The sequence below is a fragment of the Actinoallomurus sp. CA-142502 genome, assembly GCF_050936355.1.
GTDB lineage: Bacteria > Actinomycetota > Actinomycetes > Streptosporangiales > Streptosporangiaceae > Actinoallomurus > Actinoallomurus iriomotensis.
The window spans coordinates 5447916-5466710 of record NZ_JBNJMY010000001.1 but is presented as its reverse complement, the minus strand read 5'-3'; the positions used below and the strand labels follow the sequence as shown (position 1 = coordinate 5466710).

Sequence of the window (18795 nt, the reverse complement as noted above, 5' to 3'; positions counted from 1 at the left end):
CCACCCGACCGTACGTTCACCCCGGTACGAGCCCGGTGGCCGGGTGGCGATGAGCCCGGGTCAGCGCTCGCTGTCCAGGTGCGCCATCTGGGCGGTGGGGTAGCGGTCGCCGGCGGCCGCATCGGCCGGGACGGCCTGCTCGACGGCGGCCAGGTCCTCCTCGGTGAACGCGACGTCCAGGGCGCCCAGCGCCTCGTTCAGGCGTTCGCGGGTGCGGGCGCCCACCAGGGGCACGATGTCCTCCCCACGCGCGAGCACCCAGGCGATGGCGGCCTGGGCCACCGACACGCCGCGGCTCTCGGCCACGCCGCGCAGCGCCTCGACCAGGGCGAGGTTGTGGTCGAGGTTCTCGCCCTGGAACCGGGGGCCGCGGGCGCGGAAGTCGTCCGCCCCCACCTTCCGGTCCCGGGTCCAGTGGCCTGACAGCAGGCCGCGTGACAGCACGCCGTACGCGGTGATCCCGATGCCCAGCTCGCGGCAGACGGGGAGGATCTCCTTCTCGATGCCGCGCGACAGCAGGGAGTACTCGATCTGCAGGTCGACGATCGGGTGGACGGCGGCGGCGCGCCGGATCGCCTCCGGGCCGGCCTCGGACAGCCCGATGTGACGGACGTGACCGGCCTGGACCATCTCGGCGATCGCCCCGATGGTGTCCTCGATCGGCACGGCCGGGTCCACCCGGGCCATCCGGTACACGTCGATGTGGTCGGTGCCGAGGCGGCGCAGGGAGTAGGCGAGGAAGTTGCGGACCGCCGCGGGCCGGCCGTCATAGCCGGCCCAGTTCTGCCCGGGGTCGCGCAGGGCGCCGAACTTCACACTGATCGTCACCTGGTCGCGATCGCGGTCGCGCAGGGCGTCGCGGATCAGCATCTCGTTGTGGCCCATGCCGTAGAAGTCGCCGGTGTCGAGGAGCGTGATCCCCGCGTCCAGCGCGGCGTGGATGGTGGCGATGCTCTCGGTCTCGTCGGCCGGACCGTACATGCCGGACATGCTCATGCAGCCCAGGCCGAGCGCCGAAGTGGTCAGCGATCCCAGGGTGCGCTCTCGCATGACTTCTCCTTGAAAACGGCGATATAGAGATTGATAGAGCAACGATACAGGCGAGTCGGACGCCACCGGCACGCGGGCATCATTGTCTTCGTGAGCGACATCGGTACCCGAGAGCGGATCCTGCACGCCGCCGCACAGCTGCTGGCCGAGTCCGGCGGCGCGCCGATCTCCACCCGCGCCGTCTGCGCGGCCGCGGGCGTCGGCGCCCCGACTCTCTACCACCACTTCGGCGACAAGGACGGCCTGCTCGACGCGGTCGTCGCCTACGGCTACGACCGCTACCTGGAGGGGAAGCGATCCCGGCCCTCCAGCGGCGACCCGGTGGAGGACCTGCGCCGCGGCTGGGACGCCCACGTGGAGTTCGGCCTCACCCGTCCCGCCTTCTACGCCCTCATGCACGGCGCGAGCCGGCGCGCCGCCGCCTCGCGGGAGGGATACCAGATCCTGCTGGGTGAGACCGAGGCGGTCGCCCGCGCCGGCCGGCTGCGAGTGCCGGTCCGGGCCGCCGCGGACATGCTCCACGCCGCCAGTGTCGGCGTGACCCTCAAGCTGATCTCCGGGGACGAGCCCGATCCCGAGCTGTCACCGCGAACGCGCGAGGCGATCCTCACCGCGGTCACCACCGACCAGCCCGAAGAGCGGCCGTCGTCGGTGTCGGGCATGGCGATCGCGCTGACGGCGGCCCTGGAGGGCCGCACGCCGCGCACGCTCAGCGAGGCCGAGTCGGCGTTGCTGCGCGAGTGGCTCACCCGCCTCGCCGTCGAGTGAGCGTCACACCGCCCGGTAGACGACGAACGACACGGCGATGTACTGCGCGACATAGGCCGCGACGGTGAAGGCGTGGAACACCTCGTGGAAGCCGAACCAGCGCGGTGAGGGGTCCGGCCGGCGCAGCCCGTACACCAGGCCGCCGGCGCTGTAGAGCAGGCCGCCCGCGCACACGAGCACGAGCGCGGGCACCCCGGCCCCGTCCAGCAGCTGCGGCATGAATCCCGCCGCCACCCAGCCGAGCCCGACGTAGAGGGCGGTGTAGAGCCAGCGCGGCGCGCCCACCCACACGATGCGGAACAGCACGCCCGCCCCGGCGCCGATCCAGATCACCGCGAGCACGAGCGTGCGGCTGGTGCCGTGCAGGGCCAGCAGCGCGAACGGCGTGTAGGTGCCCGCGATGATCAGATAGATGTTGGCGTGGTCGAACCGGCGGAGCACCGCCTCGGCCCGCTCCGACCAGTGTCCCCGGTGGTAGATCGCGGAGACGCCGAACAGCAGAGCCGAGGTCAGCGCGTACACGGCGGCGGCGAGGCGAGCGGACAGCGTCGGGCCGAGTGCCACCAGGAGCAGGCCGGCGACCAGTACGACCGGGAACGTGCCGGCGTGAAGCCAGCCGCGCAGCCGGGGCTTGACCGACTGGGCGATCTCCCCCACCTTGCCCGGTCGTACCATGAGACGCCTCCCTCCGCGCCGCCGCGGCGGTCGCGACGTGGCACTCAGTATTCCGAACGCCGCGCCAGCCGTCTGCTCCCACCCAGCCGTGAGGCGAACTCGCTCTCCTCCTCGCCGCTCGTGGAGGCGGCCGTCACCACCTCTTCGACGACGGCGGCGGGTGCGGGCGCGGGCGCCTCCGCCAGCTCCGGCCGGTCGCGCAGGCGTTCGGCCGCCTTGCGCAGCGCCCGCTCCCCCACCAGCCGGCTCAGCTCCAGGCCGAAGCAGTCGAGCTTGTCGGCGTCGGTGAGGTCGTCGCGCGCTCGCAGGTCGGCGGCGAGCTCACCGAGGCGCTGCGCCTCCGCCAGCTCGTAGCGCCGGATGGCGTGGCTGCAGAGCTCGGCCAGCGCGGCGTGGTCGCCCGCGAACGACAGCCCGGCCAGGTCGTTGGTGGACAGCCGGCTGAGCGCGCGCTTGCGGTCCATCGCCGCGTCGACGATCTTGAGCAGCCCCGACAGCAGGAGGATCGGGCCGATGCTGACGCCCTTGTCCTGGGCGATCATGAACGAGGAGCGGAAGATCGCCGCGGAGCCCACCGCGGCGGCCATGACCTGGGCGACCGAGCCGCCGATCGCCGGCGCGCCGGCCGGCAGCGCGAAGCCCCAGCCCATCGCCTCGGCGGTGATCAGCGCCGCGGTGGAGGCCGAGGCGTTGACCGCGATGTAGAGCAGGCCGGACGGCGAGAACACCGCCGCGGCCGGCTTGTCCTGGTATCTGCCGACCAGTTCGGCGCCCCCGATGAGTGCGCCGAGCAGCGCGGCGAACAGCATTCTGGCGACCATCACGCTCCCTTGGCCCGTACCGGTTCCAGCCCCGTGGCGACGAACCGGCCCGCCGGGCGGGCGGCCTCGAGGAAGACCAGAAGCCACTCCCCCGGCCCCGTCGCCATCCCGTACCGCCGGCCGGGCGGGGAGTCCCTCGCCCGCAGGAACATCAGCAGCCAATCCCCTGAACCCGAGGCCGTGCCCCGGCGCATCCGCGAAGACATGCGGTACACCTTCGCGACCGCGGGGCCCGAAGGCGACGACTACGAACGGCCGGAGTCCGTATGCCCTGCGCATCGCACCGGCGCGGAAGGCTTGTGGCGAGTCCGTGTCATCACGTGGGATTCTTCGCATAGAAGGACCGCCGCAGAGACACGATCTACCTGTTCAGAGGCGGGGCGGGCGGCCTTCGTACGGGGTGCTCAGCACGACCGTCGTGCGGGTCGAGACGTTGGCGGCGGCCCGGATCTGCTGCAGGAGCTCCTCCAGCGCGCCCGGCGAGGTGACCCGGACCTTCAGGATGTAGCTCTCCTCACCGGCCACCGAGTGGCAGGCCTCGATCTCGTCGAGGTGGGCGAGCTTCTCCGGCGCGTCGTCGGGCGCCGCCGGGTCGATCGGCTTGATCGAGACGAAGGCGGTGAGCGGCAGGCCGACGGCCTCGTGGTCGAGGACCGCGGAGTATCCCTTGATCACACCGCGTTTCTGCAGGCGGCGCACCCGCTGATGGACTGCGGACACGGACAGGCCCGTCTCGCGCGCCAGGTCGGTGAAACTCATGCGACCGTCGCCCGCGAGCAGTACGACGATCTGCCGGTCGATGTCCTCCACGCCTAGAACCTACCGTGACGCCCGGCCGGGAGCCCGAACACCGGCATTCCTGCGTTGCCCGGATATGGACGCACGCTCGCGTCCACCGGCGACGGCTTCAGTCGCCGGCCTCGTCACCGGCCTCCTCGCCGGCCGGGACGGGGGCTTCCGCGGCGGACGCGTCGCCCCAGATCGACGCGCCCGTCTCCGGATCGAAGAAGTGCAGCCGGGTCGTGTCGACGCGCACCTCGACGGAGTCGCCGACCTGGACCTGCGTACGGGGGCTGAAGCGCGCCACCACGACGGTGTGCGGCGTCTCGAGCGTGCCGAGCACGTCGGTGCCGGCGTCGCGGGCGAGCTCCTTGGTGTCCTCGGTCACGACCGTGGAGGCCTCCAGCCCGAAGTGCACGAGCACGTCGGAGCCCATCGCCTCGACCAGCTCCGCGGTCGAGGTGAGCCGGTTGCCGTCGGTCGCCTCGCTGAGCCGGGCGTCCTCCATGTCCTCGGGCCGGATGCCGACGACGAGGGAGCGGCCGATGTGCTCGCGCAGCGCGGGCCTCAGCTCCAGGACCTCGGGGCCGACGCGGAGCTCCTGCCCGCCGATCCTGAGCCGCGGGTCGGTCTCGGTGCCGGTCAGCTCGCCCCGCAGGAGGTTCATCGCCGGGGAGCCGATGAACCCGGCGACGAACAGGTTCGCCGGCCGGTCGTACAGCTCCTGGGGCGGCGCGACCTGCTGCAGCTCGCCCTTCTTCATCACCGCGACCCGGTCGCCGAGGGTCATCGCCTCGGTCTGGTCGTGGGTGACGTAGATGGTGGTGACGCCCAGGTCGCGCTGGATGCGGGCGATCTCGGCCCGCATCTGCACGCGCAGCTTGGCGTCGAGGTTGGACAGCGGCTCGTCCATCAGGAACGCCCGCGGCTCGCGGACGATCGCCCGGCCCATGGCGACACGCTGCCGCTGGCCGCCGGACAGGTTGCGCGGCCGGCGGTCGAGGTAGTCCTCCAGGCCGAGCGTGCGGGCGGCCTCCTCGACCCGCTTGCGGATCTCCGCCTTGGGCACCTTGCGCAGCGTGAGCCCGAACCCGATGTTCTGCCGGACCGAAAGGTGCGGGTACAGGGCGTAGCTCTGGAAGACCATCGCGACGTCGCGGTCGCGTGAGGGCACCCGGTTGACCACCCGGCCGCCGACGCTCACCGTGCCCTCGGAGATCGCCTCCAGCCCGGCGACCATCCGCAACGCCGTCGTCTTGCCGCAGCCGGACGGCCCCACGAGAACGAGGAACTCCCCGTCCGCGATGTTCAGACTGAGATCGTCGACGGCACGAGTGCCGTCCGGATACACCTTGCCGACCCCGGCCAGCACGACCTCTGCCATCGCGCCTCCTCAGACCGATATCCCGGCACGCGGAATAGAACGCGTGCCAGAGTCCTACCCCGCCCTCACGAAGGCCGCAAGACATCCCGTCGGAGTACGCGCTTCGTGAAGGGATCGTTATGTCGAGCGCGTCAGGGCGCGGCCGATGACGACGCGCTGAACCTGGTTGGTGCCCTCGACGATCTGCAGGACCTTCGCCTCGCGCATATAGCGTTCGACCGGGAAGTCCCTGACGTAGCCATAGCCGCCGAGCACCTGGACCGCGTCGGTGGTCACGCGCATCGCCGTGTCGGTCGCGAACAGTTTGGCCATCGCGGCCTGCGTGCCGTACTCCAGGCCGGCGTCGCGGCGTCGCGCGGCGCTCAGGTACAGCGCCCGGGCCGCCTCGACGCCCGTCGCCATGTCGGCGAGCAGGAACCGCAGTCCCTGAAACTCCCCGATGGGCCGGCCGAACTGCCGGCGTTCACGCGCGTACGCGACGGCCGTGTCGAGCGCCGCGCGGGCGACCCCGACGGCGCACGCCGCGATGCCCAGGCGGCCGCCGTCGAGGGCGGCCAGCGCAATGGGGAACCCCTGGCCCTCCTCGCCGACCAGGTCGCCGGCGGGCACCCGCACGTCGTCGAAGCTCACCTGTGCGGTGGGAGAGGAGCGCAGGCCCATCTTCCGCTCCGGCGGCGCCGCGTGGATCCCCTCGCCGGTCGCGGCGACCTGAAGGCAGGACACCCCGCGGCTCTTGTCCGGCGCGGTGCGGGCGAAGACCGTGTAGAAGTCGGCCCGGCCGCCGTGGGTGATCCACGCCTTGGTGCCGGTCAGCCGGTAGACGTCGCCGTCGCGCTCGGCCCGGGTGGTCAGCGCGGCGGCGTCCGAGCCGGAGTGGGGTTCGGACAGGCAGTACGCGCCGAGCGTCTCCCCGCCGAGCATGTCCGGCAGCCACCGCTCGCGCTGCTCGGCCGTGCCGTGGCGCGCGACCGGGAAGCAGGCGAGCGTGTGCACGCCGACGCCCAGGCCGACGGCGAGCCAGCCGGCCGCCAGCTCCTCGATGACCTGCAGGTACACCGAGTACGGCTGCCCGCCACCGCCGTACTCCTCCGGATAGGGCAGGCCGAGCAGCCCGGCGCGGCCCAGCGTGCGGAAGACCTCGCGGGGGAACCGCCCGGCCTCCTCCTCGGCGGCGGCCCGCGGCGCGAGTTCGGCCGCGACGAGGTCGCGGGTCAGGTCCAGAAGATCACGGGCCTCCGGCGTCGGCAGGTCGCGTTCGACGATCGTTTCCGCAGGGCTCATCGGCCATCCGCCTCCCCGTCCCTCCTCGACGCTGAAGAGGGATCTCAGGGAAATAGTAGGACGTCCGAGTAACCAGGCTCGCCGCCGCCCGTACGAGCCACCGCGAGGCGGGCCGCACGGGCGGCGCCGGGGCGCCCTACGGCGTCCGGTCAGGCGTCGACGATGACCAGGTCGCGCGTCACGCCGTTGACGCTCTCGTGACCGTCGGCGGTGCACACGACGATGTCCTCGATGCGGGCGCCGTGCGGGCCGGGGTAGATGCCCGGCTCGATGGAGAAGGCCATCCCCACGTCGAGCGGCTCGGTGTTGCCCGCGACGATGTAGGGCTCCTCGTGGGTCTCCAGGCCGATGCCGTGGCCCGTACGGTGGATGAAGTGCTCGCCGTGGCCGGCCGCGGCGATGACGTCGCGGGCGGCGGCGTCGACGGCCTCGGGAGTGACGCCGGGACGCACGGCGGCGCGGGCGGCGGCCTGCGCCTCCTGCAGCACGGAGTAGTAGGCGCGGAAGTCCGCGGGCGCCTCGCCGACCGCGTACGTGCGGGTCGAGTCCGAGCAGTAGCCGCTCGGCATGGTGCCACCGATGTCGATCACCACCGGGTCGCCCGGCTGGATCACGCGATCGGACAGCTCGTGGTGCGGGCTGGCGCCGTTGGGCCCGGAGGCGACGATGACGAAGTCGGTCACCGCGTGCCCCTCGGCGACGATCGCCTCGGCGATGTCGCGGCCGACCTCGCGTTCGGTGCGGCCCGCCTTGAGCAGGCCCGGCACGAGCCGGTGCACGCGGTCGATCGCCGCGCCGGCCTCCCGCAGGGCCTCGACCTCGGCCTGGCTCTTGCGCATCCGCAGCTCGCGCAGGACCGTGCCGGCGGGGACCTGCTCGGCGCCCGGCAGCGCGGCGCGGAACCGCAGCGCCATGACCGCCCACATGCGGTCGGCGACGCCGACGCGTGTCACGTCGCCGGGCAGGCGCGAGGCGACGAGTGCGAACGGGTCGTCGGTCTCGTCCCAGGGCACCATCTCCAGGCCGAGCTCACCGGCCTCCGACGCCTGCGCCGCCGGCAGCTCCAGCCGCGGCACGACCAGGAACGGGTCGCCGCCGGCCGGCACGACCAGGCAGGTCAGGCGTTCGAGCTGGATGGCGTCGTAGCCGGTGACGTAGCGCAGGTCGGGCCCCGGCGTGAGGAACACCGCGCCCAGACCCGACGCGGCGACCGCCTGCCGCGCCCGCGTCAGACGCTCGGGCTCGAAAGCTGATTTCGCACTGGTCAACGTGCCACCTCTCCTTGTTGCGGGCCTGCCGGAAATCTACCCGTCCCGGCGGGCCCCGACCGCCGGGACGCGACGGCGGGTGATCGCGGATGCCGGTGACCTCGGGCGTAGGAGATGATCGTGTGGTATCGCTGTGCGCGATCGCTTCATCGCGGAGCGTGTGAATCGCTAGGATATGGTGCACGGCTCACGCGATGAGCGCGTCGCCGGATCCCGCTTCGTATCCGCCACGACCCCGGAAACCAGGTTCGGTCCCCCTTCCGCCGCCCCGGAGCCACTACTGTGAGTGTCCGTCCGGGCGCAGACGATCACCTCGAAAGCGGTCACATGGGCATCCCTCACGACCACGACGGCTCCGGGGTCGAGCGTGCCGCCACTCTGGCGGACACCGTCGACCGGCTTCGGGCCGAGCTCGAGCAGACGCACGCCGTCGCCCGCCGCACGGCCATCCTCGAACAGGCGAAGGGTCTGCTCGCCGAGCGTCTCCGCTGCGGCGTCGCCGCGGCCCACGCCCATCTCCTGGAGATCGCGCACGACAGCGGTGTCTCCCCCGACGTCGCCGCCCGGTTACTCCTCACTCCCGAGCCCGGCGGCGAGGACGCGCCCTCTCCCGGCCTGCCGGCCTCCGGCCCGGCGGACGCCGATCTCGCCGCCCGGCTGCGCGCCGGCTCACGGCCACGCGTGACGCCGTCGCCCGGCCCCGCGCCGCCGGCCGCCGGCGACCTCGCGGCGCAGCTCGAGCAGACCCAGCGCATCGGCAACCTCGGCTGGGGGCTGTGGGACCTGACCGGCGGCCGGATCCTGTGGTCCGACCAGCTCTACCGCATCTTCGGCCGCGATCCGGCCGAGGGCCCGCTGCCCCTCGAACGCCTGGCCGAGCGGGTCGTTCCCGGTGACGTGCCGCTGGTCGTCCACCTGGTCCGCACGCTGCTCGACGGCACCGAGAAGGTCGACAACGAGATCCGCGTGCTGCGCGGTGAGGAGACCCGCGACGTACGGCTCATGGGCGAGCCGGTCCTCGACTCCTACGGCGTGCCCGCCGCCGTCCGGTGCGTGTGCCAGGACGTCACCCGCTGGCGGTCCGGCGAGCGGGCGCTGAAGGCCTCCCGCGTGCAGCTGGAGCGCCGCCTCATCGCCGCCGAGCGTCACCAGGCGATCGAGATGCAGCGGTCGATCCTGCCGCTGCCCGAGGGCATCGTCGAAAAGCCGGGTCTGCGCGCGGCCGTGCGCTACCTGCCGGCGGGCCACTCGGCGCGGGTCGGCGGCGACTGGTACGAGACGACGGCCATCGACGGCGAGGGCGTCTTCCTCGCCATCGGCGACGTGTCCGGGCACGGCCTGAACGCCGCCGCGGCGATGGCCCGGCTGCGCAACGGCCTGAGCGGCCTGGCGTTCTCCGGCGCGTCACCGGACCGGCTGCTGGGCTGGCTCAACCGGCTGGCGCTGCACTGGCCGACGTCCCTGACCGCCACCGTGATGGCGGGCCGGTACGACCCGGACGAGCGCACCCTCACCTGGGCCCAGGCGGGCCATCTGCCGCCCGTGCTCATCCGCGAGGGCAAGGCCGTCACCCTCGACCCGCCGGAGGGCATCCTGCTCGGCGCGATGCACGAACCGGAGTTCGCGGTGGAGACGACCTCGCTCGAGCCCGGGGACCTGCTGCTGCTCTACACCGACGGCCTCATCGAACGCCGCGAGCGCTGCCTGCAGGAGGGCCTGGACCTGCTGGTCCACGCGGCGTCCACCACCGGCTCCCGCGACCCGGAGGGCGTGCTGGACCACGTCCTGGACGCCTTCGGCGCCCCGAACCCCAACGACGACACCTGCGTGGTCGCCATCCAGATCGACTGACTCCGGGCGGGCCGCCCGTACGGTCGCGGCCACGGCCCGTCTCCTGTGACAGGACGGCGGGACGTCAACCGGCCGCGGCCGAGTCCTCCGGGCCGGGGGGCGCCGAAGCGGCGTCGGTCGCCTCGCCGGGCCGGTCGCCGTTCGCGATCGCCGGGGGCACGGTCTGGGCCCAATCGGCCCAGTCGGCCAGCGCCTGGTACATCTGGATCGCCGCCTCCAGGGCGACGCGCATGGACTTGGTCTGCATGCTGTCGCCGAAGTCACCGCGGTCCTTGGCCGCGGCGTACGTCCGCGCCAGGGCGGCGGTCTCGGCGAAGAACCGCTGCTCGCGCCGCAGATGCTCGCGCAGTTCGCCCGGCTCCATCAGCCAGAAGAAGAACGACCGCAGCACCGACTCGCTGCGCAGGGTGTGGTCGACGTCGCCCTCGGCCAGCCAGCGGCGCACCTCGGCCAGGCCGGCATCGGTGATCCGGTACGCCTTCCGGCCCCGCGGGCCACGGCTGTCCACCTCGATCATGCCGGCGTCGGCGAGCCGCGAGAGCTCGGCGTAGATCTTCGGGTGCTGGGCCGGCCACACCGGGCCGAGGGCCTCCTCGAAGCGCCGGGCCAGGTCGTACCCACTGGCCGGTCCTTCGGCGAGCAGCCCGAGCAATCCATGGCGCAGGGACAAGACGGCACCCTCTCCGGACTCGATCGTGGGCTCCATCTTGACATGTCCCCTGGACCACCTCGATGATTCACATGTCCCTAAGTACATGTCCGTATGAACATGTACCCAAGAACACGTGAGGTGGTTCATGGGCACGAACACGCGCGCCGTCTTCGTCACGGGAGCGGCCGGCGGCATCGGCACCGCCACGGCCGAAGCCCTCTCCGAGCGCGGGTACCGGATCTACGCCGGCGTCCGCGCCGAGGCTCCGCACCTGCGCGACCTGGCCGGCGTCGAGCAGGTGCGGATCGACGTCACCGATCCCGGCAGCGTCGCGGCCGCGGCCGGCGAGGTCGCGCGGTTGCAGGACGGTGAGGGCCTGGCCGGTGTGGTCAACAACGCCGGCGTCATCGTCCAGGGCCCGCTGGAGCTGGTGCCGGCCGAGGAGCTGCACCGGCAGTTCGCCGTCAACGTCTTCGGGCCCGCCGAGGTCACCCGCGCGTTCGCGCCGCTGCTCCGTACGGGAGGCGGCCGTCTGATCAACATCAGCGCGCCGACGGCGAGGCTCGCGATGCCGTTCGCCGGTCCCATCTCGGCGAGCAAGGCCGCGCTGGACGCCCTGTCCGACGCCGCGCGGATCGAGCTCGCCGCGCAGGGCGTCGCGGTGATCACCGTTGTGCCGGGTTCGGTGGAGACCGGCATCTTCGCCAAGGCGAACGCGGCCGCCGAGACCGCCCTCGCCGCGGCCGACCCGGCGCGCCTGGCGCTGTACCGGCGGCGGATCGAGGCCGTGGACGCCGCCGTCGCCCGGATGCGGGGCGCCAAGCCGGACCGGGTCGCCCACACGATCGTCCGGGCGCTGGAGGCGAGCCGCCCCCGACCCCGGTACGCGGCCGGCTCCGACGTACGGCCCGCGCTGATCCTGGCCCGGCTGCCGTTCCGGCTCCGTGACCGGGTGGTGGTCCGGATGCTCGGGCTCGGCAAGGCCACGGCGGCCTGACCGGGCCGCCGCGGACCGAGGAAGCCAAGGGAGCACAGATGACGAACATCGCCCTGGTCACGGGCGCGACCTCCGGCCTGGGCAAGGCCGTGGCCACCGCGCTGGCCGAGGAGGGCCGGCACGTGCTGGTGCACGGCCGCGACGCCGAGCGGGCGACCGCCGTGGTGGACCGGATCACCGGTTCCGGCGGCAGCGCCGAGGTCTGTCTCGCCGACCTGAGCTCGCTCGAGCGGGTCCGTGAGCTGGCCGACCGGGTGACCGCCGGGCACGGCGCGATCGGGCTGTTGGTCAACAACGCCGGCGTGGGCGCCGGCCGGCCGCCGTACCGCCGCAGGAGGCTCAGCGAGGACGGCCACGAACTGCGGTTCGCGGTCAACTACCTCGCGCCGGTACTGCTCACCCGGCGGCTGTTGCCCGCGCTCGAGGCGGGCGCGCCCGCACGGGTCGTCAACGTCGGCTCGGTCGGGCAGGCACCGGTCGACCTGACCGACCTGGGGCTGGAGAGGCACTACTCGGGTGCGCAGGCGTACTTCCGCAGCAAGTTCGCGCTCGCCGCGTTCACCTTCTCCGTCGCCGAGGAGCTCGCCGGGCGTCCGGTCGCCGTCACCTGCCTGCACCCGGCGTCGATGATGAACACCCGCATGGTCCGGGAGTCGATGATGCCGCCGATGTCGACGATCGCCAGCGGCGTGCGGGCGGTGATGAACCTGGCGACGGGGCCGGCCGGCGCGACCGGCGGACGCTACTTCGACGGCGTGGACGAGGCCCGTGCCCACGAGGGGACCTACGACCCCGCGCTGCGCGACCGGCTGCGCACGGTCACCGCCGAGCTACTGGCGCCGTTCCTCGACGACGCGAGGGCGTCCGGGCGCTGACGGTCCGCCGGAGGCCGCGGGCATCATGGATCGCGTGGAACGGATGCTGACGGGCGTGCTGGTCGCGGAGAGCCCGCGGGAGGGCGGCGTGCTGAGCGGCGTCCCCCTCCAGGTGAGGAGGATCGAGCGGGGCCCGGCCCCGGAGCCGGAGTCCGGGCAGTCGCTCCGGTGGACCATTCTGGAGTTCGCGGCGCCCGAGGACGACGCCGGGCGCCTCGCCGAGGCGCTCGCCGCGTGCCTGGAGCCGGCGGGCGGCTGGTACGCCGACTTCAACACCGCGGCGGAGGCGTTCGTCGTCTTCCCCGGGCGCGTCTTCCGCTATCCACGCGGGGACGGGGCCCGGCGCGCCGAGGTGGCGGCGTACGCCCGTTCGGTCGGCGTGCCCGAGCCGCAGCTCGACCGGGTCGACTGACCCGGCCGCTCCTGTCGGTGGAGGCTGCCAAGATGGAGGCGTGGGTGGACTCATGCTGCTTGACACGCCGTCGCTGTACTTCCGCGCCTTCTACGGCGTACCGGAGTCGGTGACCAATTCCGACGGCACGCCCGTCAACGCGATCCGCGGGCTGCTCGACATGATCGCCCGGCTCGTCCGGGATCGGTCGCCGCACTCGGTGGTGGCCTGCATGGACGCCGACTGGCGCCCGCGGTTCCGGGTCGATGCCCTGCCGTCGTACAAGCTGCACCGGGTCGGGCCCGACGGCGGCGACCAGACGCCGCCCGCGCTCGGCGCGCAGGTCCCGGTCATCGAGGAGGTGCTCGAGGCGTTCGGCATCGCCAAGGTGGGCGCCGCGGGGTACGAGGCCGACGACGTCATCGGCACGCTCGCCACCGCCGAGCCGGGCGAGGTGGACGTCGTGACCGGCGACCGCGACCTGTTCCAGCTGGTCCGCGACGACAAGCCGGTGCGCGTGCTCTACACCGCGCGCGGCATCAAGGCGCTGCAGGTCGTCGGCGAGGCCGAGGTCACCGCCAAGTACGGCGTGCCGGGGCGGGCCTACGCCGACTTCGCGACGCTGCGCGGCGACCCCAGCGACGGGCTGCCGGGCGTGCCCGGCGTCGGCGACAAGACGGCCGCCGCGTTGATCACGAGATTCGGTTCGCTGGAGGGCATCGAAAAGGCGCTCGATATGGGCGAAACGTCCGGTTTTCCGGCGGGTAGCCGCCTGAAGCTGGAGAAGGCGCGCGACTACCTCCGTTCCGCGGAAATGGTCGTACGGGTGGTCACCGATATCCCCATTCCGGACATCGACGCGCGGGTGCCGCGCACGCCGCGCTCACCGGAACGCCTGGTGGAGCTCACGGACCGGTGGAGCCTCGAAGGTCCGGTCAACCGATTGCTGGCCGCCGTGAAAACGTCGGACGACTAATGCGCTGATTGCGTCATATGGCGCAGTGTTTCCGACCGCGCGGAGTTTTCATTTCACTGAGAGGCGCAGTGAAAGTTGCGCGACGGGGATCACTGAGAGGCGGCCATGACGACGATCCTCAGCAGGCGAACTCCGCCGTCCCCCGGGGATGACGGAGCGGCGTTCGGCGGCGTGAGCGCGATGTTCGGGATGGTGCGACGCTCCAACCACGCCACCGCCCTCGCGGGATGGATCGTCGCGACGGGCGCCATGGGCCTGGTCGTGCAGGCCGACACGATCCGGGCGGCGAGCGGGGCCCCGTACGGCGGCGTCCTCCTCCTGGCGCTGGCGCCGGTGCTCGCCGCCGGGACGGTGACCGTCGCCCTCCTCCTCCGCGCGAACCTCCTCATGTCGTTCGCGCAGGAGCGGTTCTATCGCTTCATCGCCGAGATCCCGGGCGACGCGCCGGAGCTGTGCGCTCCGGCCGTGCTGCAGCTGCAACGGCTGACCGCCGCCGTACGCCATCGCGAGACGCTCACGCAGCAGGCGCTGACGTGGGCGTACGCCGCGGGCATCGGCGTGCTCGGCTGGAGCGTCGCGGCGGAGGCGATGGCCCTTGGCCATTAGGCCATCACAGACCGGCCGGCATCCGGGTCATGGAAAAACCGCCCCACTCCCCATGCATCGGGTGCCGGCCTCTAGACAGCGTTCCCCTTCATTAGGTCCACTGTAAGAAATGAGGTTCAATAGCGAACCTCTGCCGGGACGGGCAGACGGGAACCTGGTGCAGGAGACCCTCGCGAACAGACAAGGTTTTTGGCAGGCACTGAACGAGTCCGAACGGACCGCGTTGCGCGCGGCCGGTCGGACTCGTGAGTATGCCGCCGGCACGCTCTTGTGCAGTCAGGGCGCCGACCCCGACCACGTCCTGGTCATCTTGGACGGGTGGGTCAAGGTGACGGCCGGGCGGGCCGACGGGCACGAGGTCATGCTGGCGATCCGCGGACCGGCCGACACGATCGGCGAGAGCGGCTGGCTGAACGGACGGCCGCGCTCGGCGAACGTCAAGGCCCTCAACCGGGTCCGTGCGCTCGCGGTCCCGGCCGAGCAGTTCGCCAACTTCCTCAACGGCCACGCGCACGCCGCGCAGGTGCTGGCGCGTGTGATGGTCGGCCGGATGGACGACGCCGACCGCCGCATGACCTCCCAGGTCGGCACGAGCGGCCCGAAGCTGCTCGCGCTGCTGCTGCTCGACCTGGCCGAGCGCTACGGCGTTCCGGGCCCGGACGGCGCCGTGGCGCTGCCGCTGCCGCTGACCCAGCACGAGCTGGCCACGATGATCGGCCGGGCCCGCGAGACGGTCGCCCGCGCCCTGACGGTGTGGCGCAAGGACGGCGTGGTCGTCACCCAGCGCATGCGGATCCTCATCCTGAACCCCGGCGCCCTGCGCGAGGTCGCCGAGGCCGAGGACGAGTTCTGAGCGGCGGACGGCGCCCGCGGGGCGGTCAGGCGACGGAGGAGTAGGCGACGACGCCGCGGCGCATCGCGTCCATCGCCTTGCCCGCCGTCCCTCGGATGCCGCTGTCGCGCGGGGCCGCCTCGGCGATCTGGCCCAGCAGGTCGAGCAGTTGCTTCACCCAGCGGACGAAGTCACCCGCGGTCAGGTCCGTCTCGCTGAGCACCGCGTCGAGCTGATGGCCGCGGGCCCACCGGTAGGCGGCCCACACGAAGCCCATGTCCGGGTCGCGCAGGAACGCCACGCGGTGGTCGCGTTCGACCTCGCGGAGGTCGTCTGCCAGGCTCACCATGTTCGCCAGCGCCTCGCCGACCGGGCCGGCCGGGATCCGCGGGGCCTTGGGGTCGTCGGTGCGGGACTCGTAGACGAGCGCGGACACGGTCGCGGCGAGCTCGGCGGCGTCCAGGCCCTCCCAGACGTTCTCGCGCAGGCATTCGGCGGTGAGCAGGTCCGACTCGCTGTAGAGACGGCCCAGCCGCCGTCCGGCGTCGGTGACCCGTTCGTCCTCCAGGTAGCCGAGCTGCTGAAGGACCGCGCACACCCGGTCGAACGTCCGGGCGATCACCTGGGAGCGGCCCTCGACGCGGCGGCGCAGGTCGGCGGTCTCGCGTTCGAGCCGGAAGTAGCGTTCGGCCCACCGGGCGTGGTCCTCGCGCTCGGCGCAGCCGTGACAGGGGTGTTCGCGCAGCCGCCGGCGCAACTCCTTGATCTCCGGGTCCTCACCGGCCGGCTCGGGCCGCCTGGCCGGGCGCGGCGCGTCGAGCCCGGCGGTCTTGGTGCGCAGCGTGGAGGCCAGGTCACGGCGGTGCTGGGGCGACTTGCGGCTGAACGACGCGGGGATGCGGACCCGCTCGACCGGCTCGACCGGGCCGCGGAAGTCCATCAGCGCCAGCTGCTTGACCTGCCGGTTGACGGTCAGCACGAGCGGTGACGGGTCGTCGACGCGCTTGGCGGCACCGGGTTCGAGCACGAGCGCGAACCCGGCCCACCGGCCGTTCGGCACGACGATGACGTCGCCGGGCCGCAGCCGCTCCAGGGACCGCGCCGCATCGGCACGCTGCGCGCCCGACCGCGCCCGCGCGATCTCCTTCTCCCGGTCCGACAGCCGCCGCCGCAGCCGGGCGTACTCCATGAAGTCGCCGAGGTGGCACGTGGCGGCCTCCAGGTAGCCCTCCAGTGCCTCCTCGTTGCGCCGTAGCTGCCGTGCGAGGCCCACGACGGCCCGGTCGGCCTGGAACTGTGCGAAGGACTCCTCCAGGAGCGTACGGGCCCGCTCACGGCCGAACTGGCCGACGAGGTTGACGGCCATGTTGTACGACGGGCGGAAGCTGGAGTTGAGCGGGTAGGTGCGGGTGCCGGCCAGGCCGGCCACCGAGCCGGGGTCCACGCCGGGGGTCCACAGCACGACGGCGTGCCCTTCGACGTCGATGCCGCGCCGCCCCGCCCGGCCGGTGAGCTGGGTGTACTCTCCCGGCGTCAGGTCGGCGTGCGTCTCGCCGTTCCACTTGACGAGGCGTTCGATGACGACCGTGCGGGCCGGCATGTTGATGCCGAGCGCGAGCGTCTCGGTGGCGAAGACCGCCTTGATGAGCCCCTCGGTGAACAGCTCCTCGACGATCTCCTTGAACGTCGGCAGCATCCCGGCGTGGTGGGCGGCCAGGCCGCGTTCGAGGGCGGCCAGCCAGGTGCGGTAGCCGAGGACGTCCAGGTCCTCCCGCGGGATGTCGGCGACGCGTTCCTCGACGTGGGCACGGATCTCCTCGGCCTCTTCCATGGAGGTCAGCCGCAACCCGGCGTACATGCACTGCTCGACGGCGGCGTCGCAGCCCGCGCGGCTGAAGATGAAGGTGATCGCGGGCAGCAGCCCGGCCCGGTCGAGGCGGTCGATCACGTCCGAGCGGGCCGGCGGCCGGAACCGCTGCGGGCGTGCCTCCCGGCGACGGCCGCTGCGGCGTCCCTGGTTGACCTTCGTGCGCCGCAGGTCGTCCAGCGCGAAGCGGCGCAGCGCCGGGTTGACCTTGGTGTGTTCGTCATCGACGAACAGGTCGTACAGCCGGTTGCCGGCCAGCATGTGCTGCCACAGCGGCACCGGCCGGTGCTCGTCGACGATCACGGTGGTGTCGCCGCGCACCTCCTGGAGCCACTCGCCGAACTCCTCGGCGTTGCTCACCGTCGCCGACAGGGCCGCGAGGCGCACGGAGTCGGGCAGGTGGATGATCACTTCTTCCCAGACCGCGCCGCGGAACCGGTCGGCCAGGTAGTGCACCTCGTCCATGACAACGTAGGCGAGCCCCGACAGCGTCGGGGAGGAGGCGTAGAGCATGTTGCGGAGCACCTCGGTCGTCATGACGACGATCGGGGCCTCCCCGTTGATGGTGTTGTCGCCGGTGAGCAGGCCGACCTTGTCGGTGCCGTAGCGGCGCACCAGGTCGGCGTACTTCTGGTTCGACAGCGCCTTGATCGGCGTGGTGTAGAAGCACTTCTGCCCGTTGGCCAGGGCCAGGTGGACGGCGAACTCTCCGACGACGGTCTTACCGGACCCGGTCGGGGCGGCGACGAGGACGCCATGGCCGTTCTCCAGCGCACGGCACGCGTCGACCTGGAAGAAGTCGAGGTCGAAGTCGTAGAGGCTCTGGAAGTCCGTCAGCGCCGGCGTGTAGCCCGCCATACGCCGACGGCTCGCGGCATAGCGCTCCGCGGGGGTGGTCATGGTCCAAGCCTACGGAAAGCCGGGGGTGGGACGCGGCACGCCCCGACGATCATCAGCCTCCGGGCTGGGGCGCGTGTCGGGCCGTGATCGATGAGCATGCGGCTTCCGGGCGGGTGTCCGTCTGGGGAGGGCCCGGCGATCTGCGGCTGCGCCGTGTGGGCGCGAGTGACCGGAAGCGATGCCGCGGACGGGCAGCGGGGCCCGCGGACCCCGGCCGTGTGCGCGTCGGGACGGTGCGTCAGAGTACGGCGAGCCGGTCCACCAGCAACTCCACCCTCGGCTCGGTGTCCTGCGGCGGCAGCCGTCCCGCCCGGGTCAGGGTGGCCAGCCCGTGCAGGCCCGCCCAGAACAACTCGGTGAACAGCCCCGGGTGGACGCCGTCCCCGGCGACCTCGCCGAGGCTTTCCAGCAGGGCGGCGAAGGCGTCCTTCAGCGGTGGCGGGGTGTCCTCGTGCGCGAAGGCCAGGCCGCCGTCGAGCTGAAAGATGGCGTCGTAGACCGCCGGGTTGCGTGCGGCGAAGTCGAGGTAGGCGCGGGCGAGGGCGGTGACCCGGGCGCGAGGTCCGTCCGCGGCGGCGGCCGCGGCCCGCAGCGTCGCGGCCATCTCGGTGGCGCCTTCGAGGGCGACGGCGCCGATGATCTCCCGCTTGCCGCGGAAATGGCTGTAGAGGACGGGCTGGCTGTATTCGATGCGCTCGGCCAGCCGGCGGGTGGTGACCGCGTCCCAGCCCTGTTGCTCGGCGATCTCGCGGGCCGTCGCCAGGATGAGGCGTTCGCGGGCCGCCCGTTCGCGCTCCTTACGTTCCTGTACCGACACGACT

19 protein-coding genes are annotated in these 18795 nt (G+C 72.6%); 8 read left to right on the top strand and 11 right to left on the bottom strand.

Translation table 11 applies throughout. The features are described 5' to 3' along the window. Window positions 1–60: 60 nt before the first annotated feature. A complete protein-coding gene (locus ACQEV1_RS26030; protein ID WP_433396668.1) occupies window positions 61–1050 on the bottom strand; it encodes an aldo/keto reductase in 990 nt (329 codons plus the stop codon). Window positions 1051–1140: 90 nt separating this feature from the next. On the opposite strand from ACQEV1_RS26030, the gene ACQEV1_RS26025 reads away from it, so the two are divergent. Then, window positions 1141–1818 (top strand): TetR/AcrR family transcriptional regulator, encoded by a 678-nt coding sequence (locus tag ACQEV1_RS26025; protein WP_433396666.1) that lies wholly within the window; start codon window positions 1141–1143, stop codon window positions 1816–1818. 3 nt (window positions 1819–1821) lie between these two features. Here the strand turns inward: ACQEV1_RS26025 and trhA are convergent, their stop codons facing one another. The 7 genes from trhA to ACQEV1_RS25990 all read right to left on the bottom strand — a co-directional run bounded on the left by trhA (window position 1822) and on the right by ACQEV1_RS25990 (window position 8027). After that, the gene (gene trhA / locus ACQEV1_RS26020) at window positions 1822–2493 is read right to left on the bottom strand and encodes a PAQR family membrane homeostasis protein TrhA (RefSeq protein ID WP_285624579.1); all 672 of its coding nucleotides are present in this window, start codon (window positions 2491–2493) and stop codon (window positions 1822–1824) included. Between the two features lie 44 nt (window positions 2494–2537). Further along, a complete protein-coding gene (locus tag ACQEV1_RS26015) occupies window positions 2538–3314 on the bottom strand; it encodes a hypothetical protein (RefSeq protein WP_285575427.1) in 777 nt (258 codons plus the stop codon). Beyond that, window positions 3314–3520 (bottom strand): hypothetical protein, encoded by a 207-nt coding sequence (locus ACQEV1_RS26010; protein ID WP_285575426.1) that lies wholly within the window; start codon window positions 3518–3520, stop codon window positions 3314–3316. The genes ACQEV1_RS26015 and ACQEV1_RS26010 overlap by 1 nt, the downstream gene beginning before the upstream one ends. A 163-nt stretch (window positions 3521–3683) precedes the next feature. Continuing rightward, on the bottom strand, window positions 3684–4124 hold the full coding sequence (locus ACQEV1_RS26005; RefSeq protein ID WP_285575425.1) for an Lrp/AsnC family transcriptional regulator: 441 nt from the start codon (window positions 4122–4124) through the stop codon (window positions 3684–3686). Between the two features lie 97 nt (window positions 4125–4221). Continuing rightward, on the bottom strand, window positions 4222–5478 hold the full coding sequence (locus ACQEV1_RS26000; protein ID WP_433396663.1) for an ABC transporter ATP-binding protein: 1257 nt from the start codon (window positions 5476–5478) through the stop codon (window positions 4222–4224). A 117-nt stretch (window positions 5479–5595) separates the two neighbouring features. Beyond that, entirely contained in the window at window positions 5596–6759 is a 1164-nt protein-coding gene (locus tag ACQEV1_RS25995; RefSeq protein WP_285624584.1) for an acyl-CoA dehydrogenase family protein, read from the bottom strand. Window positions 6760–6908: 149 nt separating this feature from the next. Continuing rightward, window positions 6909–8027 (bottom strand): M24 family metallopeptidase, encoded by a 1119-nt coding sequence (locus tag ACQEV1_RS25990; protein WP_285624587.1) that lies wholly within the window; start codon window positions 8025–8027, stop codon window positions 6909–6911. Between the two features lie 327 nt (window positions 8028–8354). On the opposite strand from ACQEV1_RS25990, the gene ACQEV1_RS25985 reads away from it, so the two are divergent. Beyond that, window positions 8355–9878, top strand: a complete 1524-nt coding sequence (locus tag ACQEV1_RS25985) for a SpoIIE family protein phosphatase (protein WP_285624590.1) — start codon at window positions 8355–8357, stop codon at window positions 9876–9878. Window positions 9879–9942: 64 nt separating this feature from the next. Here ACQEV1_RS25985 and ACQEV1_RS25980 read toward each other — a convergent pair whose 3' ends face one another. Then, window positions 9943–10548, bottom strand: a complete 606-nt coding sequence (locus tag ACQEV1_RS25980) for a PadR family transcriptional regulator (protein ID WP_285624593.1) — start codon at window positions 10546–10548, stop codon at window positions 9943–9945. A gap of 127 nt (window positions 10549–10675) precedes the next feature. On the opposite strand from ACQEV1_RS25980, the gene ACQEV1_RS25975 reads away from it, so the two are divergent. From ACQEV1_RS25975 to ACQEV1_RS25950, 6 genes are all read left to right on the top strand, one after another. Next, window positions 10676–11527 (top strand): SDR family NAD(P)-dependent oxidoreductase, encoded by an 852-nt coding sequence (locus ACQEV1_RS25975; protein ID WP_433396659.1) that lies wholly within the window; start codon window positions 10676–10678, stop codon window positions 11525–11527. 38 nt (window positions 11528–11565) lie between these two features. Next, window positions 11566–12402 (top strand): SDR family NAD(P)-dependent oxidoreductase, encoded by an 837-nt coding sequence (locus ACQEV1_RS25970; protein WP_433396657.1) that lies wholly within the window; start codon window positions 11566–11568, stop codon window positions 12400–12402. A 34-nt stretch (window positions 12403–12436) separates the two neighbouring features. Then, window positions 12437–12814 (top strand): hypothetical protein, encoded by a 378-nt coding sequence (locus tag ACQEV1_RS25965; protein ID WP_433396655.1) that lies wholly within the window; start codon window positions 12437–12439, stop codon window positions 12812–12814. 52 nt (window positions 12815–12866) lie between these two features. Then, complete coding sequence (locus ACQEV1_RS25960; RefSeq protein ID WP_285624603.1) at window positions 12867–13769, top strand: 5'-3' exonuclease; 903 nt, start codon at window positions 12867–12869, stop codon at window positions 13767–13769. A gap of 105 nt (window positions 13770–13874) precedes the next feature. Then, window positions 13875–14375 (top strand): hypothetical protein, encoded by a 501-nt coding sequence (locus ACQEV1_RS25955; protein WP_285583175.1) that lies wholly within the window; start codon window positions 13875–13877, stop codon window positions 14373–14375. A 109-nt stretch (window positions 14376–14484) separates the two neighbouring features. Then, window positions 14485–15228, top strand: a complete 744-nt coding sequence (locus ACQEV1_RS25950; protein ID WP_285583178.1) for a Crp/Fnr family transcriptional regulator — start codon at window positions 14485–14487, stop codon at window positions 15226–15228. Window positions 15229–15253: 25 nt separating this feature from the next. Here ACQEV1_RS25950 and ACQEV1_RS25945 read toward each other — a convergent pair whose 3' ends face one another. Beyond that, a complete protein-coding gene (locus tag ACQEV1_RS25945) occupies window positions 15254–17974 on the bottom strand; it encodes a DEAD/DEAH box helicase (RefSeq protein ID WP_433396652.1) in 2721 nt (906 codons plus the stop codon). A 238-nt stretch (window positions 17975–18212) separates the two neighbouring features. Beyond that, window positions 18213–18791 carry a TetR/AcrR family transcriptional regulator gene (locus tag ACQEV1_RS25940; RefSeq protein WP_433396650.1) on the bottom strand — a complete coding sequence of 193 codons (579 nt, stop codon included), beginning with the start codon at window positions 18789–18791 and terminating at the stop codon, window positions 18213–18215. Window positions 18792–18795 lie beyond the last annotated feature (4 nt).

What these genes read in the sequence shown, in the direction of transcription:
- ACQEV1_RS25955 (WP_285583175.1), top strand. Translation starts at nt 13,875, where the DNA reads ATGACGACGATCCTCAGCAGGCGAACTCCGCCGTCCCCCGGGGATGAC.
- ACQEV1_RS26015 (WP_285575427.1), bottom strand. Translation starts at nt 3,314, where the DNA reads ATGGTCGCCAGAATGCTGTTCGCCGCGCTGCTCGGCGCACTCATCGGG.
- ACQEV1_RS25945 (WP_433396652.1), bottom strand. Translation starts at nt 17,974, where the DNA reads ATGACCACCCCCGCGGAGCGCTATGCCGCGAGCCGTCGGCGTATGGCG.
- ACQEV1_RS25985 (WP_285624590.1), top strand. Translation starts at nt 8,355, where the DNA reads ATGGGCATCCCTCACGACCACGACGGCTCCGGGGTCGAGCGTGCCGCC.
- trhA (WP_285624579.1), bottom strand. Translation starts at nt 2,493, where the DNA reads ATGGTACGACCGGGCAAGGTGGGGGAGATCGCCCAGTCGGTCAAGCCC.
- ACQEV1_RS25960 (WP_285624603.1), top strand. Translation starts at nt 12,867, where the DNA reads ATGCTGCTTGACACGCCGTCGCTGTACTTCCGCGCCTTCTACGGCGTA.
- ACQEV1_RS25970 (WP_433396657.1), top strand. Translation starts at nt 11,566, where the DNA reads ATGACGAACATCGCCCTGGTCACGGGCGCGACCTCCGGCCTGGGCAAG.
- ACQEV1_RS26000 (WP_433396663.1), bottom strand. Translation starts at nt 5,478, where the DNA reads ATGGCAGAGGTCGTGCTGGCCGGGGTCGGCAAGGTGTATCCGGACGGC.
- ACQEV1_RS25995 (WP_285624584.1), bottom strand. Translation starts at nt 6,759, where the DNA reads ATGAGCCCTGCGGAAACGATCGTCGAACGCGACCTGCCGACGCCGGAG.
- ACQEV1_RS26010 (WP_285575426.1), bottom strand. Translation starts at nt 3,520, where the DNA reads ATGTCTTCGCGGATGCGCCGGGGCACGGCCTCGGGTTCAGGGGATTGG.
- ACQEV1_RS26030 (WP_433396668.1), bottom strand. Translation starts at nt 1,050, where the DNA reads ATGCGAGAGCGCACCCTGGGATCGCTGACCACTTCGGCGCTCGGCCTG.
- ACQEV1_RS25975 (WP_433396659.1), top strand. Translation starts at nt 10,676, where the DNA reads ATGGGCACGAACACGCGCGCCGTCTTCGTCACGGGAGCGGCCGGCGGC.
- ACQEV1_RS25950 (WP_285583178.1), top strand. Translation starts at nt 14,485, where the DNA reads ATGAGGTTCAATAGCGAACCTCTGCCGGGACGGGCAGACGGGAACCTG.